Below are 14,949 nucleotides of genomic sequence, written 5' to 3' on the forward strand. Positions count from 1 at the left end.
GGAACCGGCCGCTTTCCGTTGCGTCCCGCGTCCCGGCGGGTCAGCCCTGGTGGCCGCGGCGGCGCAGCATCGCGAAGCCGAGGCCGGCGGCGCCCGCGGCGGCCAGACCGCCACCGGCGGCGAGCATCGGGGCCGGGTCGGACGACCCGCTGGAGACGCCCTCGGCACCGGCCTTGACGCCGCCCTTGGGCACGACACCGGACGCGGTCCGGTCCACGGTCCTCGGGTCGTGGTGCGGCTGCGTCTTCTTGCCGTCCTTCTGGACGGTGTACTTCTCGATCAGCTTGCCGCTGAAGTCGTAGACCCAGCTGTTTCCGCCGTTCCTGCCGTCGATGACGACGAACTTGTAGACACCCTTGCCGGCGTTGACGACCTTGTACGTCCAGCCGTCGTTGAGCGCCGACGGGTTCTTCAGGTCGATCGCGCCGAGGAACGAGCCGTTCGGCATGGAGATCTCGACGCGCGGGCCGTTGCCGGTCTTGATCAGCTTGGCGATCCGGCCGTCGGGCATCGTCATCTTCACGGCGGAGACGACGTCGGACTTCTTGTCGTCCTGCTTCCGCTCGTCCTTCTTCCCGTCCTTCCTCTTCTCGTCCTTCCTCTTCTCGTCCTTCTTCCCGCTGTCGACCCAGGAGGTGACGGTGCCGTCCGGGTTCAGCACGACGTACAGGCCGTTGTTCTGCCCGGTGGCGGACGCGCCCTTGGCGACGAGGGTGTCGAGCCTGGCGCCGTCGGCCCAGATCTCGGCCTCGTAGTGGTTCTGGCCGAGCTTGTAGACCTTGGCGACGGAGCCGTCGGCGAGCTTGACGGACTTCACGAAGGAACGGACGTCCTGCGCGGCGTCGTCCTTCTTGCCGCCGTCCTTCTTGCCGCCGTCCTCGTCCTTCCTCGTGTCGTCGGACGGTCCGGACGACGGGGCGGCGGGCGAGTCGGCGAAGGCGGCACCCACGGGGAGGGCGAGCGCGGCGATGGCTCCGGTGGCTATGGCGGCGGTGCGGACGGTACGGCGGGTGGCGCGCATGGGTGATCTTCCTCGCAACGTAGAAGCGTGAAGCTTGTCTGTCATGTCGGGCCTGTGGCGCTTTGTGGCGGCGACATCAGCAAAGTTACGAGTGTCATGTTTGGGTCATGCGTAGGCAACGTAACGGTCGTCTACAGCTTCGGGCGCGGACGTGTAAATCGGGCGGTATTAAACCAAAACGCCCCACACCCCCGGAGCCCCTAGGGGATGTCACAGGTCAGCCGCAAAGGCACCCGGTTCCGGCCGCTCCGGGTTGGCGTACCGCCGGAACAGGTACGTTCGATTCGTGGCTGGATTCAGGATGGGACGCGGCGGCCGGGACAACAACCGCCCCCCGCGGCAACCGCAACAGCAAGGGCAGCAGCAGGCGCCGGCACAGCAGTGGCCGGGCGCCCAGCAGCAGCCGCAGTACGGGCATGGGCAGGGGCAAGGACAGCAGCGACCGCAGGGTTACGGGCAGGGCGAGCCGCCGCAGTACGGCAACGGGCAGCCGCAGTACCGGCAGGCGCCCCCGCCCCAGCAGGGCGAGCCGGAGTACTTCGGCGACCCCTACTACCAGGGCCAGGGCGGGCCGCAGGGGTACGCCCCGGCTCAGGACCCGTACGCCAACAACCCGGGCCACACCCAGGCGTTCAGCATCGGTGACGACGCGTACGGCGACGGCGCGACCTACCGGGCCGGCGGGGTCACGGCCCCGCCGAGCGGCCCCCGGCTGCACTGGAAGGAGCTGCTGTCCGGCATCGTGATGCGGCCGGGCCCGACGTTCTGGCAGATGCGGGACCACCCCGTGTGGGGCCCGGCGCTGATCGTCACGTTCCTCTACGGCATGCTCGCGATCTTCGGCTTCGACAAGGCCCGCGAGGACGTCATCAGCACCACGCTCGGCACCGCGGTGCCGGTGGTGCTCATCACCGGCCTCGTGTTCGTGGCCGGCGGTCTGATCCTCGGCGCGGTGACCCACACGATGGCCCGCCAGCTCGGCGGCGACGGCGAGTGGCAGCCGACGATCGGCCTCTCCATGCTGATCATGGCCATGACGGACGCTCCGCGGCTGCTCTTCGCCCTGTTCCTGGGCGGCGACAACGGCCTGGTCCAGGTCCTCGGCTGGGTAACGTGGCTCGCGGCGGGCGCGCTGTTCACCTCGATGGTGAGCAAGTCCCACGACCTGCCGTGGCCGAAGGCGCTCGGCGCGTCCGCGATCCAGCTGATCGGGCTGCTCTCGCTCATCAAGCTGGGCACGATCTAGCCGCGGCCGCGGCCACGGTACGCACAACGCGAAGGCCCCGCCCGGTTCCTCCGGGCGGGGCCTTCGCGCAGGCACTGCTGGGCTCGGCGGGCCTCAGGCGTCGAGGACCTGGCCCTCCCGGCGCACGACGGGCGGCTCGACGCTCCACGGGAAGTTGATCCACTCGTCCGTGCGCTTCCACACGTACTCGCACTTCACGAGGGAGTGCGACTTCTCGTAGATGACGGCGCTGCGGACCTCGGCGACGTGCTCGACGCAGAAGTCGTGGACGAGCTTCAGCGTCTTGCCGGTGTCGGCCACGTCGTCCGTGATCAGCACCTTCTTGCCGGAGAAGTCGATGACGTTGGGCATGGGCGCGAGCATGACCGGCATTTCGAGCGTGGTGCCGACCCCGGTGTAGAACTCGACGTTCACCAGGTGGATGTTCTTGCAGTCCAGCGCGTAGGCGAGGCCGCCGGCGACGAAGACGCCGCCGCGCGCGATGGAGACCACGATGTCGGGCTCGTACCCGTCGTCGGCGATGGTCTGCGCGAGCTCGCGGACGGCGCCGCCGAACTTCTCGTAGGTGAGGTTCTCGCGTACGTCGTTCTGGTCGCTCATGCTCACACCTGGGTCCGATGGAAATTGAGGAAGGACCGCGAGGCGGTCGGCCCGCGCTGGCCCTGGTAACGCGATCCGTACCGCTCCGACCCGTACGGCTCCTCGGCCGACGAACTCAGCCGGAACAGGCACAGCTGCCCGATCTTCATCCCCGGCCACAGCTTGATGGGCAGCGTGGCGACGTTGGAGAGTTCGAGGGTGACGTGCCCGGAGAAGCCGGGGTCGATGAAGCCGGCGGTGGAGTGCGTGACGAGCCCGAGCCGGCCGAGCGAACTCTTGCCCTCCAGGCGGCTGGCGAGGTCGTCGGGGAGCGAGATCACCTCGTACGTCGAGGCGAGCACGAACTCACCGGGGTGCAGGATGAACGCCTCGTCCCCGTCGGGCTCCACGAGCCGGGTGAGGTCGGCCTGCTCGACCGCCGGGTCGATGTGCGGGTAGCGGTGGTTCTCGAACACCCGGAAGAAGCGGTCGAGGCGCACGTCGATGCTGGACGGCTGCACCATGGATTCGTCGTAGGGATCGATCCGTACCCGCCCGGAGTCGATCTCGGCCCGGATGTCCTTGTCTGAGAGAAGCACGCCCCGAGGATACGCAAGGCGCGCGGCCCCGCCCCAATCGGACGGGTCCCGCGCGCCTGTACTCCACCGCCGCTCAGCCGCCGCGCGGCCGACGCTCCAGTCCCGGGGGGGCTAGCTCCGCTCCCCCGCCACCGGTACGGCATGCCGCAGCCGCGCGCACCGAGGACACCGGATCAGCCGGCCGGGCCCGATCCGGGCGGCGCCGAGCTGCTGCATCGGAAACGAATCGGTGGTGAAGACATGCCCTTCGGCGCAGCGGACGACGGTGCGCTCCAACGAGTCCATCAAGTCGCTCAAGTCCCTTCCCCAACAAGCGTGGACGGAGAAAACACCACATTAGGGGATGAACGGGACGCCCGCGCACGCGGCACACCACCCGCGCGAACGCCCTCCACCGTACGCCCCAACTCCCGCCCCCGACACGGCGATCCCGGCCCCGGACAGCACGAAGGCCCTCGGTGAATCCACCGAGGGCCGGGCATGGGGTAGAGTGAGCGGCGACCGCTTCCCCATGGGAAACGATCACGCGAGTGTAGTTTAATGGTAGAACATAAGCTTCCCAAGCTTAGAGCGCGGGTTCGATTCCCGTCACTCGCTCCATTGCTTAGCCCCAGGTCGACGACCTGGGGCTTGTTTGTTGTCTAGACCACTTTGGGATGCGTGTCCGGGGTCGTGAAGTGGTGGCCCGCGTCCAGGAGTTGGGGGATGACCGTGTGCAGGGCGTGGACCGTCTGGGAGCGGTCGCCGAGGCCTTGGTGCTCGGGGACGGCGTGGAGGCTCAGGGCGCCGTCGTGGTTGAGGATGATCGATCCGGTGCGGGCGGCCCCGAGGGTGCGCTTCACGACCGTGCCGGTGCCGGGGTTGGACCAGTCCTCGGGGTCGACGGACCAGGAGATCGCCCGCATCCCGAGTTCTCCGCAGACCTGGAGCGCGGCGGGGGCGAAGTGACCGCCGGGGGCGCGGAAGAGGACCGGCGCTCCGGCCCGGCCGACGCGGGCGATGACCTCGTTGGTCCTCTCGATCTGGTCCCGCACCTCGGCCGCGGGCAGGGCGGTGAGGATCGGATGGGACCAGGTGTGGTTGCCCAGCACATGTCCGAGGTCGACCACCTGGCGCACGGTGTCGGGGTACTTGGCGACGTTGGCACCGAGCATGAAGAACGTCGCTCGCACCCGGTGGCGGGTGAGCACGGCCAGGACCCGCGGGGTGTAGATCGGGCTGGGGCCGTCGTCGAAGGTGAGGGCGAGGGCCATGGGACCGCCCGCCACCGTCCGCTCCACCACGGCCCGTGTGCCACCGGGTGCGGACCGCGTCCGCGCGGGGCGCGGGTCATCGCCGGCCACCGGCCCGCGCGGGGCGCCTGCGGCACCGGCGGCTCGGGCGAGGGGCGGCACGCACAGGGACAGCACGCCTGCCCCGCCCGCGGCGAAGAGCGCACGTCGCGCGAGGATGCCTCGGTCCTGGGTCACCGCCCCAGCCTCGCCCGCGCCGGACGACGAGGCCAGCACCACCAGCCCGCCGCGCCGTACCCCTCCCCGCCGACGAGGCCAGCACCACCAGCCCGCCGCGCCGCGCCCCAATCCCGAGGAGCCCAGGACCGCCAGCCCGCCGCGCCGTACCCCGCCTCGCCGAGGAGCCCAGGACCATTGGGCCGCCGCGCCGCGCAGACGACGAGGCCGGGACCATGGGGCCGCCGTGCCGCGCCCCCGCCCCCGCCCCCGCCCCCGCAAACGACAAGGCCAGCACCACCAGCCCGCCCCGCCCCGCGCACACGAGAACCCAGAACCGGAGTCGACCGGGCTGCACAGGGCCCCGCCCGGATCTAGCCTGGAAGGGTTGGAGATCCCGAGCGGCCCCGGCGAAACTGGCGTACGCACATGGCGCAGCACCCTCTCGCGACACTTCGGACGTCCGTCGGCCTCACGCACGCCGCGTACGCGCGGCTCGTCGCGGACACGCATGAGGCCCTCGGGTTCGGGGTGATCGTGGCCCGGCGGGAGAAGGTCTCGCGCTGGGAGTCCGGCCGGACCGTGCCGTCGCCGAGCGCGCAGATCGCGATCGCCCACATCCACGGCGTACCCGAAGCGGACGTGGTGCGGCTCGGGTGGCCGGGGTGGCTGACGGAGGCCGCCGCGGCGGGCTCGCCCAACGAGGAACCGTGGTCCGCCCAGTACGCCGTCGAGGCCGCACGGGACGCGGCCGACGCGGCGGACCGGCCGGAGAGCGCCTTCCCCCTCGCGCTCGCGTCCAGCGGCGGCATGCTGCTGGGCCAGGTCAAGGCGGCTCTGGCCGCCCTGGAGCAGCCACGGCCGGTGCCCGCGCGGGCGGGCCGCCCGGTGCGGCCCGCGACACTGCACTGGGTCGAGGTGCGCCTGCGCGCGCTGGAACGCCAGGAGGCGGGCTCCGCTTCCACACCGGGCGCGCTGTTCCACGCCGCCCGCGCCGAGCACCGGCTCGTCGCGGGGCTGCTCACCGGCGCGGGCCACGACCGGCGGACCGGGGCGCGGCTGCTCTACCTCGCCGCCCGCACCGCCCGGCTGTGTGCCTGCCTCAGCACGTGCCTGGGCGACTTCGCCACCGCCGAGCGCTACAGCCTGGCCGCGCTGCGCGCCGCGACCGCCGTGGGGGCACGCCACCAGAGCATCGTGTGCCTGGCCGACCTCGCCGGTCTGCATGCCGCGGTGGGCGCTCCGAAGGACGCCCTGTGCGTGCTCGGGGGCGCGCGGACCGCCGCACCCCGCCTCCCGCCGCGCCTCGCCGCGCTCCTGGACACCTGGGAGGCGCTGGCCCTGGTCCGTTCCGGAGAGATCCTGGCGGGCCTGCGGGCCCTGGACCGGGCCGGGAGCACCCTGAGCGCCGACCGGACGCGGCCGGCCAGCGCCGACGGCCTGCCCGACCGTGACCTCGACGCCATGCGCCTGACCCTGTGTGCGGGGCTGTCCTCGCTTCACCAGGGCCGGCCCCGCGCGGCGCTGAGCCGCCTCGTACCGCTGACCGACCCCGAGGCCGCGACCGGTCCGGACGGGCCGCGCCCTTCGCCCTTCACCGCGGGGGTCCTGCTCTACACCGTGGACGCCCAACTCGCCCTCGGCGAGCTCGACTTGGCCACGCGCAGCGTCCAGCAGGCCGCGGCCCTGGCCGGCGGGCTGCCCGCCGCCCTGGCCGGTGAGTACCGCCGGCGCTTCGCCCCCCACCACGACGAGCGCCTCGTCCGCGACCTCCACGACCTGCTCGGGGGCCGTCCCGAGCAGGCCGGCGGCCGTCCCGAGCACACCCGCGCGCCCGGCACCACGACATGAGCGCGACGACGTGAGCGCGACGACCGCCGCAGTGTAGGCGGGCCGTCCGACCGCCGCCCCACCACGAGGCACCCGAGGCACAGCCCGCTGGCGTGCGACGGCCGCGCCCCGGTCTGCTGTACGGGACAACTGCCCGGGGCCACCAGCGATGCCCTCGGTCGCCGGCCCGAAGGGCGGCGGGCGCGAGCCGACGCCCCCGCGGCCCTCGGACACGGCGCCGCGCGGCACGACGAGGTGGGACGAGGACGCCGTAATGCCAGTACTGGCTTGCCCCGCGCTGCGGGTCATGGTCGTGGACGACGAGGAACTGCTGCGGTCAGGTGTGGCGCAGATCCTCTCCGTCGCACCCGACCTGCGGGTGACGGCCGCCTGTCGCGGCGGCGAGGCGGTCGACGTGGCCCGCGAGCAGCGGCCCGACGTGGTGCTGCTGGACGTGCGGATGCCCGATGCGGACGGGCTCGCGGTGCTGCGGGAGCTGCGGGCCCTGCCGCACCCGCCCCAGGTCGCGATGCTCACCACGTTCGACACCGACGAGTACCTCGGGGAGGCGCTGCGCCTGGGCGCCGCCGGTTTCCTCCTGAAGGACACCAGCCCGGCCGACCTGATCAGCGCGGTGCGCGCCCTGGGCACGGGCAGCGGATGCCTGTCGGTGCCGATGGTGCGGCGCCTGCGCCGGCAGGGCATCGCCGATCCGGCGGGCCCGGTACTGGCGATGCTCTCGCCGCGCGAGCACGAGGTTCTGATCCTGCTGGCGGACGGTCTCACCAACGCCGACATCTCGGCCCGCCTCCATGTGAGCGTCGGGACGGTGAAGGACCATGTCAGCTCCCTGCTGACGAAGCTGCACGTCGACAACCGGGTCCAGGCCGCGGTGCTGGCCACCCGGGCTCGCCTCGTGACGCCACCCGCCCCGGCCCCGTGAGCACCACTGTCCACGGGGACGGTCCGTGGTGGGACCGCCTGTTCTTCGCCCCCCGCACGACGGTGTCGCGCTGGACGGGGAACCTCGTCCTCGCGGGCGTGGGTCTTGCCGACTGCTGGACGGAGCTGGCGCGGGGGCCCTGGTGGCGTCAGGCGGCGGTGCTGGTGGCGACGAGCGCGCTCTGGTCGCGTCGCCGTCGTCCCGTGGTGGCGTTCGTGCTCACCACTCCGGCGCTCCTCACCGCCCACGCTCTCGCCCTGAGCGCCCTCGCCCTGTGTGCCCTGGCCCGCCGGCGCCCTCCCCACGGCGTCACCCTCGCGGCCACCGCGACCGTGGCGGTGGGAGACCTGCTGTGCTGGCGGCCCTGCCGGGTGTGGGAGGGCGTCGCCCTCACCGGGGTGGGTCCGCTCGACGTCGCCCAGCACATGACGTACGCCGTACTGATCAGCAGCGCTCCCGCCGTGGTGGGCCTGCACTACCGGGCCCGGGTCGAACTGGCCCGCCACTTGGGCGAGTTGACGGCGCTTCGCCGGCAGGAGCGGCACCTGCACGCCCAGCGGGCGGTCGGCGAGGAACGGGCCCGCATCGGGCGGGAGATGCACGACGTGGTCTCCCACAAGGCGGGGCTGATCGCCGTCCAGGCGGGTGCGCTCTCGGTGACCGCCGCCGACCCCGAGACGCGCCGGACCGCCGAAACGCTGCGGCAGCTGGCCGTCGCCACCCTCGAAGAACTCCGCACGATCCTCCTGGTGCTGCGCGGCGACGGACCCCACGCGCGGGCGCAGGCCCCCGCGCCGGAGATCGCCGACCTGGCCCCGCTCGTCGCCCGGAGCGGGGTCGACGCCCGCCTGCACGTCTCCCCCGCCGTCACGGCCCGCTCCCTGCCGGGCACGTACCGGCGGACCGTGTACCGGACCGCCCAGGAAGGCCTGACCAACGTACGCAAGCACGCGCCCGGCACGACCGCCTCGGTGAGCGTCACCCTCAGCGCCGACGGCACGCTCCTGCTCACCACGGTCCACAACACACCCCCGCCGACCCCGGCACAGCAGGCGCCGCCGGTACCCGGCAGTGGACACGGCTTCATCGGCCTGCGCGAACGGGCGGCCCTGTCGGGCGGCACGCTCACGGCCGGCCCCTCCCCCGACGGGGGCTTCGCCGTGGCCCTCTCCCTGCCCCTCCGGCCGGGGTGAGGGCCGGCCACCGACGGCTGCCCGGTGCGCCCACGACGGTGGCCGGGTGACGGCCCGTTCCCGCCACCCGGGGGGTACCGCCGGACGTCACGGGCGCGCGACGATGACGGTCATGTGTGGGGCCCCCGAGCACCACACTTCTCTCGCCGCGCACCGGACTTCCGCATGCGGCGTGGTGGCGTACCGCCCCCGAGATTCACCGTCGAGCCGGGCCGAGCAGGGCCGCTCCCTGCGCCGGGGCTCGGCTTTCCTTCCTTCGAGGACTACGAAAAACCGTGACCAAGGTATTTGCCGTGATGGGGTACAACAACACCCGTCTCGCAGACGTGAAGAAACTTGAGACCTACGCGAGGGAGCTCCACGGAGCCGAACTCGTCCTGTGCAAGGACGGAATCACGGCCACCGACCGGGAGACCGTCCGCCACTGCCTGGACAACGACCTCGCGGCCACCGAGGAGAACATCGACTCCATCATCGCCCATCTCGGCTCCCATGCACTGGAGTTGGTGGGCGTGCTGCCGTTCTCCGACCACGGGGTCCCGGCCGGGGCGCTGCTCGCGAGCCGTCTCGGACTCCCCGGCGCCGACCCCGCCGCCGCGGCCTGCGCCGCCGACAAGCACCTCTACCGGGCACGCGAGGCGCGGCACGACACGCTGCCGGGGCACCACCGGACCATCCGCGCCCGCGAGATCCACACCGCCGACGACGCCGTGGCGTTCTGGCACGAGGTGGCGCCCCGGCGGATCTTCCTCAAGCCGAAGGGCGAGGGGAACAGCCGCGGCTGCACGCGCGTCGAGGACGAGGCCCACATCGGATCGGCCTTCGCCGGGCTGAGCCCCTACCTGGCGGGCGGGGTGATGGCCGAGGAGTGTGTCGACGGCGCACGCGAATACAGCGTCGACCATGTGGCCGGGTTCTCCTGGCTCACGGAGAAGACGACCACCACGGGCGCCTACCGTGCCGAGATCGAGCAGGTCGTCCCGGCCCCGCTCGCCCCGCCCACCGCCGGGGCCGTACGCCGCAGCGGGTACGCCGCCGCCGAGATCTGCGGCTACGCGGGGAGCGCGTTCCACAACGAGGTGTTCCTCCTGGCCGGGGACCGGGGGACCGCCGTGGTCGAGCCCAACCTGCGGCCGGCCGGCATGCGGATCTGGGACCTCGCGGCGCTCGCCTTCGACTTCGACCCCTGGACGGCATGGCTGGACCACAGCCGCTCGGGGACCGCGCTCCCGGCGCCGCCCCGGCAGCGCGGCTACGCGGGCATCCGCATGCTGCGACCGCGCGCGGACGGCTTCCTCGCGTCCCTGCCGCAGGTCGCCGACGTCCACGAGCGCTTCCCCGGCCTGCACGAGGTCGTGTTCACCAAAGCGGTCGGAGACCCGGTGAGCACACGCGTCGAGAACAACGCCGACTTCGTCGGCCACGTCATCTGCGCCGCCCCGACCCATCAGGAGACACGGGCGCTGCTCCTCGCCTGCACGCGGGCGATCGAGGAGTCGACGGAGGTCACCGCATGACCAGGGTCATTGTCCTCGGCGCCGGCGGCGCCGGTCTCACCGCGGCGATCGAGGCCGCGTCCGGCGGCGCGGACGTCGTGCTCGTCACCAAGGCGATCTACCAGAACACGTCCTACCGCTGGGCTTCGGTGGGCGGCTGCACCTGGAAGACGCACGCCTTCAACGCGGCCGTCGCCGAAGGCGACAGCGTGGCCGCGCACGTCCGGGACACCCTGGTGGGCGGCGCCCACGCCAACGATCCCGCCCTTGCCCAGGTCCTCTGTGAGGGGTCGCGGGAGCTGGTGTACTGGCTGGAGGGCATCGGGCTCGCCTTCGAGCGGGACGCCGCGGACGGCTTCGCGACCCGGCCGTTCGGCGGTTGCGGGACGCCCCGTGGCGTCTACCTGGAGGACCGGCTGGGCTATCACATCCAGCGGGCGCTGGACGTGGAACTCGCCCGCCTCGTGGCCGAAGGCCGGGTCACCGTCCTCTCGGGCCTGCGCGGCACCCGGCTGCTGCTCGACGCCTACGGCGAGGTCCGCGGGCTGGAGGCGGTGGCCGTCGACAGCCTCCAACTGCTGGAGGTTCCCGGGGACGCGGTGATCCTGGCCGACGGCGGCGGCGCCTCCATGTACGCGCCCACGGCGGCCTCCATGGACAAGACGTGCGACGGGCTGGCCCTCGGCCTGGAGTCCGGGGCCGAGGCCGTCGACATGGAATTCGTGCAGTTCCACCCCACCGGCCTCGTCTCCGACGTGCTCACCTTCGACGGCTCGCTCGTCGAGGAGGCGATCCGCTTCGATGGCGCGGTCCTCCTCAACCGGCACGGCGAGCGCTTCATGCTCGGCCACGACGAACGGGGCGAGCGGGCCACCCGCGACGTGGTCTCGCGCGGCATCTACCGCGAACTCGTCGAAGGCCGGGCCTTCGACGACGGTTCGGTCCACCTCGACATCAGCGCCTGCCGGCAGGTGATCCCCGACCGGTACCCGGCGCTCGACGAACGCCTCGTCCAGGCGGGCGCCGACCCCCGGCACGCGAACACCCTGAGCGTCCGTCCCACCGCCCACTTCCTCATGGGCGGGCTGCGCATCGGGCCCCGGGCGGGCACCACCGTGCCCGGCCTCTACGCGGCGGGCGAGAGCGCCGGCGGGGTGCACGGCGCGAACCGGCTGGGCGGCAACGGACTCTCCGAGGCCCTCGTGTTCGGCCGGATCGCCGGACGCGACGCGGCCGCGACACGGGCCGGGCACGCGTCCACGGACATCCGGGTCACCGGAGCGTTCCGCGCCCCGACCGGCGGCGGCGAGTCCGTCGACGGCGTCCTGCAGAGCCTGCGCCAGGGCATGTACCGCACCGCGGGCCCGATCCGCACCGGGCGGGGCCTGACCACGATGCTCGGCCTCATCAGCGTGCTGGAGGAACGGAGCCGGTCGATCGGCCTGGCGACCGGCTCCCGGGCGGCCGGGCAGGTGCAGACGTATCTCGACCTGAAGAACCTGCTGCTCGCCTCGGAGACCATCGTGGAAGCGGCGCTGCGCAGGGAGGAGTCCCGCGGCTCGCACTACCGCGACGACTTCCCGCACCGCGCAGCGGAGTTCGAGGGCTCCACGGCGGTCCTGAAGGAGGGGCGGCTCGCCTGGTCGCCCTACCGGCACGCCGTCGCGGAAGCCGCCGTGCCGTGCTGACCTTCGTGGTCCGGTTCCTGTCCGCGCTGTGCCTGTTCGCCTTCCTCGCACGGGCGAACCTGTTCCTCGACGTCTGGTCCAACACCGTTCTGGTACTGGGCTATCGGGCCCTCCTGGTCCTCTCGCCACTGCTGACGCGGTGGGGGCGTTCGGGGGCGGGCGGCCTGTGCTTCGCCACCGCGGCGGGCGGCACCGCGCTGTGGCTGGTGCCGAGCTCCCCGGTGCGCCTGGCGGCGGCGCTGCTGGTCGGCTTCGGGCTCAGCGTCGGCGGCTACGTACTCAAGGCAGGGGCCGCGGAGAGCGCGAAGGGCGCCTCGTACAACAAGATCGCCCTCAACTGCGGCAGCCTCCTGGCCGGCGTCTACGTCGCCCTGATGGCCCCCTCCTGGGGGCTGGTGGCGTTCCTGGTGCCGCCGGTCGTGCTGCTGGCCCTGTGCGGTCCGCTGTCGCTGCGCGCCCTGCGCGGCGCCGCGTCCACCGGCGGGCGGCGGACCGGGAGCCCGCCCGCGGTCCGGCGCCACCAGGTCGGGTGGACCCTGTTCGGGGTCGCGATCGGCATCAAACTGTTCGCCGTCTTCGCGATCCTCCCGCAGTACCTGCTGAGCCGCGGCGGTGCGCTGCCGTCCTGGTACGGCTGGCTGGTCAGCCTCAACGCGGTCGTGATCATCGTGTGCCAGCGTCCCGTCATGGGCTGGATCACCCGACGGGGTACCGAGGCGGGACGGTCCCGGGCCGTCCTGTCGGCCCTGGGCTGCTGCATGGCGGTCCTGGCCTTCCCCGGCTGGTTCCACGTCGAGGCGCTCGCCGGAGCCGTGGTCTGGATTCTGCTGTGCACGCTCGCCGAATGCGCCGCCAGCTACCTCGACGTGGCCGCGTCCAGGGCCGGTTGCCTCTTCCCGAAGGAGGCCGCGGCAGGGCTCGGCGCCGGCCTCTGCGTGGCCCTCAGCCGGTTCGCCGGCACCCTCGGCCCCGAACTCATCGGCGCCCTGGGCCTGGTGTGCCTCCTCGGCGGAGCCCTCTGCCTGCGCGCCACGCCCCCCAACACGGAAGCGGCCCCGGCCGCGGCTTGATCCGCCGCCCACGTCTCCACGAGAGCCGTATCCCTGAGGCCGACGCCTCCGCCGAACGGCGGGCCGACGACAGCCACTCGACGGATTGTCGCCACCCCACGCGTTGGAGAGGATCGTCAGCAGGGCCCGGCTCCACGGCTCCTTCGTCACGGGGGACGCGGGGGATGCCCCGGGGGGGGCGGCCTGGCCCACCGCGCTTCCGGGGAGCCGTCATCACGGCTCCCCGGAAGTGTGTGCGGCCCGGACTCGATGACGTACGAGTCCGCTCGTGTGGGCCCCGGTGCTTCGCCGCCACCGCGGACGGGCCGGCCGCCGTGCCGGCGCGGTCCGCGCCGCGAGCGAACCCCGGGAAGCGTGGAGAGCCGCCTTCGGGTCCGGGCTGGCCGGGGCCACTGCTGTGGTGCGGGCCCGGGTCGGTCGACGCCGCGCCACGCCACGCACCGGCGCGGGCTTCGGCCGTCGGCACCGCCCCAGACGTAATCGCTGCTGCTCCCCCGCTCAACTGCCTCACCGCCCAGCGCGATCCCGCGTCCCCGGCACCCGCTGCCGGAAAGCAGTCCAGCGTGCGCCGCCCGTCTCGCGCCCACGGCCACCGCAGCCGACGCGAGCACTGCGCCTCCCTCCGTTCCACAGGCGCACGGTCCCCGGCCTCGTACCCGGCCCCCGCCCCGGCCCCGGCCTCAGAGCGACGGCGGGTTCATCCCAGCCGAACGGCCGGTCTTCGCAGCCTCCCGACGGATGGGCACCGTGACGGCTACGGCCAAGGATCTGTGTGTCGCGGGAACTTCCCGCACCGCAGCAGATCCACGGAGCGAGCCATCGCTCCCCACCTGAACTCAGAGGCCATGAACAAGCTCACCACTGTCCTCGTCGCAGCCGCCCTTTTCGCCGGTGTCTCCCCGGCAGCCGCCCATGCGGTGGACGTCAACCAGGAGTACAACTCAGCGGGTTGCTACCTCGGCAAGAAGGACCCGAAGGCGTGCGAGCGGCTGCTCGCCACCAAGCCCATGTCGAAGACGGCCAAGGACTGCCTCGTGAAGGCAGGCATCGGTGGCATCGCGGCGCTCGTCGTGGGCCGGGTCAACAAGGACATCGCCAAGAAGATAGCCACCAACGTGGTGGCCGCCGGGGCTACCGGCTGCCTCAGCTCCCTCGCCTGAAACCGAAAGCGCCACCATGCCTCTCAAAGTGGGAATCGTCCTCGTGTGGGCGACGGTCCTCGTGTCCATCAACAAATTCGTCATCGACGACTACTGGGGCCAACTCGCCGTCACGGCGGCGTGCGCGGCGGGAATGGCCTACTGCCTCGGCAAGACCGACCGCACGCCCTGAGGCGCGGGCCACCCCACCGCCCACAGCGCCCTCGGGTACGGGCCGGGCCCCGGAGCACGAAGAAGGGCCCGCCGCACAGCTGCGGCGGGCCCCGCCGCCCCCGAACCACCTGCTTCCCCCGAGCGTGCCCTTCGGGGCAGTGAAACGCTGCGGCCAACGACCCTACGGCCCAGAAACACCACCGCCACCCGGCGCTTCCTCACGTCGCCGGTCTGGGGTCGAGAGGGCACCAACTGTCCTCGCCCGCCACATGGCTACGTTCGGCGCAGGCGGCGAGAAACCGTCAAGCAGGAGGGCAGGCTGAACCGGGAGCGTCGCGTTGACGGGCGTCCTTCTGGTGGAGGACGCCCGTCGCCGTCGGGCCGCATGACCACCTGTGCGTGTCAGTTGGCCCCTGCTCCAGAGGCCCGGGGCGGAGCGTGTACATCGACGGGTGTAGCGGGGTTCAACCCCGGGGTGCAGGGAGGGTGGCGCGATGTCGGTCCTCAGGGCGTCGTGGGGGGT

General features: G+C 72.6%; 14 protein-coding genes and 1 tRNA gene. 10 read left to right on the top strand and 5 right to left on the bottom strand.

Annotated features, from left to right (window positions below):
• Positions 1-40: 40 nt before the first annotated feature.
• Positions 41-1,021 (bottom strand): hypothetical protein, encoded by a 981-nt coding sequence (locus OOJ98_RS33250; protein WP_267058855.1) that lies wholly within the window; start codon positions 1,019-1,021, stop codon positions 41-43.
• Positions 1,022-1,307: 286 nt separating this feature from the next.
• Between OOJ98_RS33250 and OOJ98_RS33255 the strand changes: the two genes are divergently transcribed.
• Positions 1,308-2,267: a Yip1 family protein gene (locus OOJ98_RS33255; protein ID WP_267058856.1), complete on the top strand. Its 960-nt coding sequence runs from the start codon at positions 1,308-1,310 to the stop codon at positions 2,265-2,267.
• Positions 2,268-2,360: 93 nt separating this feature from the next.
• Here OOJ98_RS33255 and OOJ98_RS33260 read toward each other — a convergent pair whose 3' ends face one another.
• The 3 genes from OOJ98_RS33260 to OOJ98_RS33270 all read right to left on the bottom strand — a co-directional run bounded on the left by OOJ98_RS33260 (position 2,361) and on the right by OOJ98_RS33270 (position 3,742).
• A complete protein-coding gene (locus tag OOJ98_RS33260; protein ID WP_267058857.1) occupies positions 2,361-2,867 on the bottom strand; it encodes a phosphoribosyltransferase in 507 nt (168 codons plus the stop codon).
• A gap of 2 nt (positions 2,868-2,869) precedes the next feature.
• On the bottom strand, positions 2,870-3,445 hold the full coding sequence (gene dcd, locus OOJ98_RS33265; RefSeq protein WP_267058858.1) for a dCTP deaminase: 576 nt from the start codon (positions 3,443-3,445) through the stop codon (positions 2,870-2,872).
• Between the two features lie 111 nt (positions 3,446-3,556).
• Positions 3,557-3,742: a hypothetical protein gene (locus tag OOJ98_RS33270; RefSeq protein ID WP_267059105.1), complete on the bottom strand. Its 186-nt coding sequence runs from the start codon at positions 3,740-3,742 to the stop codon at positions 3,557-3,559.
• 229 nt (positions 3,743-3,971) lie between these two features.
• Between OOJ98_RS33270 and OOJ98_RS33275 the strand changes: the two genes are divergently transcribed.
• Positions 3,972-4,045: transfer RNA gene (locus tag OOJ98_RS33275), tRNA-Gly, on the top strand.
• Positions 4,046-4,086: 41 nt separating this feature from the next.
• Here OOJ98_RS33275 and OOJ98_RS33280 read toward each other — a convergent pair.
• The gene (locus tag OOJ98_RS33280; RefSeq protein WP_267058859.1) at positions 4,087-4,914 is read right to left on the bottom strand and encodes a polysaccharide deacetylase family protein; all 828 of its coding nucleotides are present in this window, start codon (positions 4,912-4,914) and stop codon (positions 4,087-4,089) included.
• Positions 4,915-5,322: 408 nt separating this feature from the next.
• On the opposite strand from OOJ98_RS33280, the gene OOJ98_RS33285 reads away from it, so the two are divergent.
• From OOJ98_RS33285 to OOJ98_RS33320, 8 genes are all read left to right on the top strand, one after another.
• On the top strand, positions 5,323-6,744 hold the full coding sequence (locus tag OOJ98_RS33285; protein ID WP_267058860.1) for a hypothetical protein: 1,422 nt from the start codon (positions 5,323-5,325) through the stop codon (positions 6,742-6,744).
• Between the two features lie 253 nt (positions 6,745-6,997).
• Positions 6,998-7,666 (top strand): response regulator transcription factor, encoded by a 669-nt coding sequence (locus tag OOJ98_RS33290; protein WP_267058861.1) that lies wholly within the window; start codon positions 6,998-7,000, stop codon positions 7,664-7,666.
• Positions 7,663-8,859 carry a sensor histidine kinase gene (locus OOJ98_RS33295; RefSeq protein WP_267058862.1) on the top strand — a complete coding sequence of 399 codons (1,197 nt, stop codon included), beginning with the start codon at positions 7,663-7,665 and terminating at the stop codon, positions 8,857-8,859. The genes OOJ98_RS33290 and OOJ98_RS33295 overlap by 4 nt, the downstream gene beginning before the upstream one ends.
• A 275-nt stretch (positions 8,860-9,134) precedes the next feature.
• Positions 9,135-10,376 carry a hypothetical protein gene (locus tag OOJ98_RS33300; RefSeq protein WP_267058863.1) on the top strand — a complete coding sequence of 414 codons (1,242 nt, stop codon included), beginning with the start codon at positions 9,135-9,137 and terminating at the stop codon, positions 10,374-10,376.
• Complete coding sequence (locus OOJ98_RS33305) at positions 10,373-12,043, top strand: FAD-binding protein (RefSeq protein WP_267058864.1); 1,671 nt, start codon at positions 10,373-10,375, stop codon at positions 12,041-12,043. The genes OOJ98_RS33300 and OOJ98_RS33305 overlap by 4 nt, the downstream gene beginning before the upstream one ends.
• Positions 12,037-13,113, top strand: coding sequence for a hypothetical protein (locus OOJ98_RS33310; RefSeq protein ID WP_267058865.1), 1,077 nt, complete (start codon positions 12,037-12,039; stop codon positions 13,111-13,113). Before OOJ98_RS33305 ends, OOJ98_RS33310 begins: the two co-directional genes overlap by 7 nt.
• Positions 13,114-13,958: 845 nt before the next feature.
• Positions 13,959-14,273, top strand: a complete 315-nt coding sequence (locus OOJ98_RS33315) for a hypothetical protein (protein WP_267058866.1) — start codon at positions 13,959-13,961, stop codon at positions 14,271-14,273.
• Between the two features lie 16 nt (positions 14,274-14,289).
• Positions 14,290-14,445, top strand: coding sequence for a hypothetical protein (locus OOJ98_RS33320; protein ID WP_267058867.1), 156 nt, complete (start codon positions 14,290-14,292; stop codon positions 14,443-14,445).
• Positions 14,446-14,949 lie beyond the last annotated feature (504 nt).

The sequence above is a fragment of the Streptomyces sp. NBC_00083 genome, from assembly GCF_026343295.1.
GTDB lineage: Bacteria > Actinomycetota > Actinomycetes > Streptomycetales > Streptomycetaceae > Streptomyces.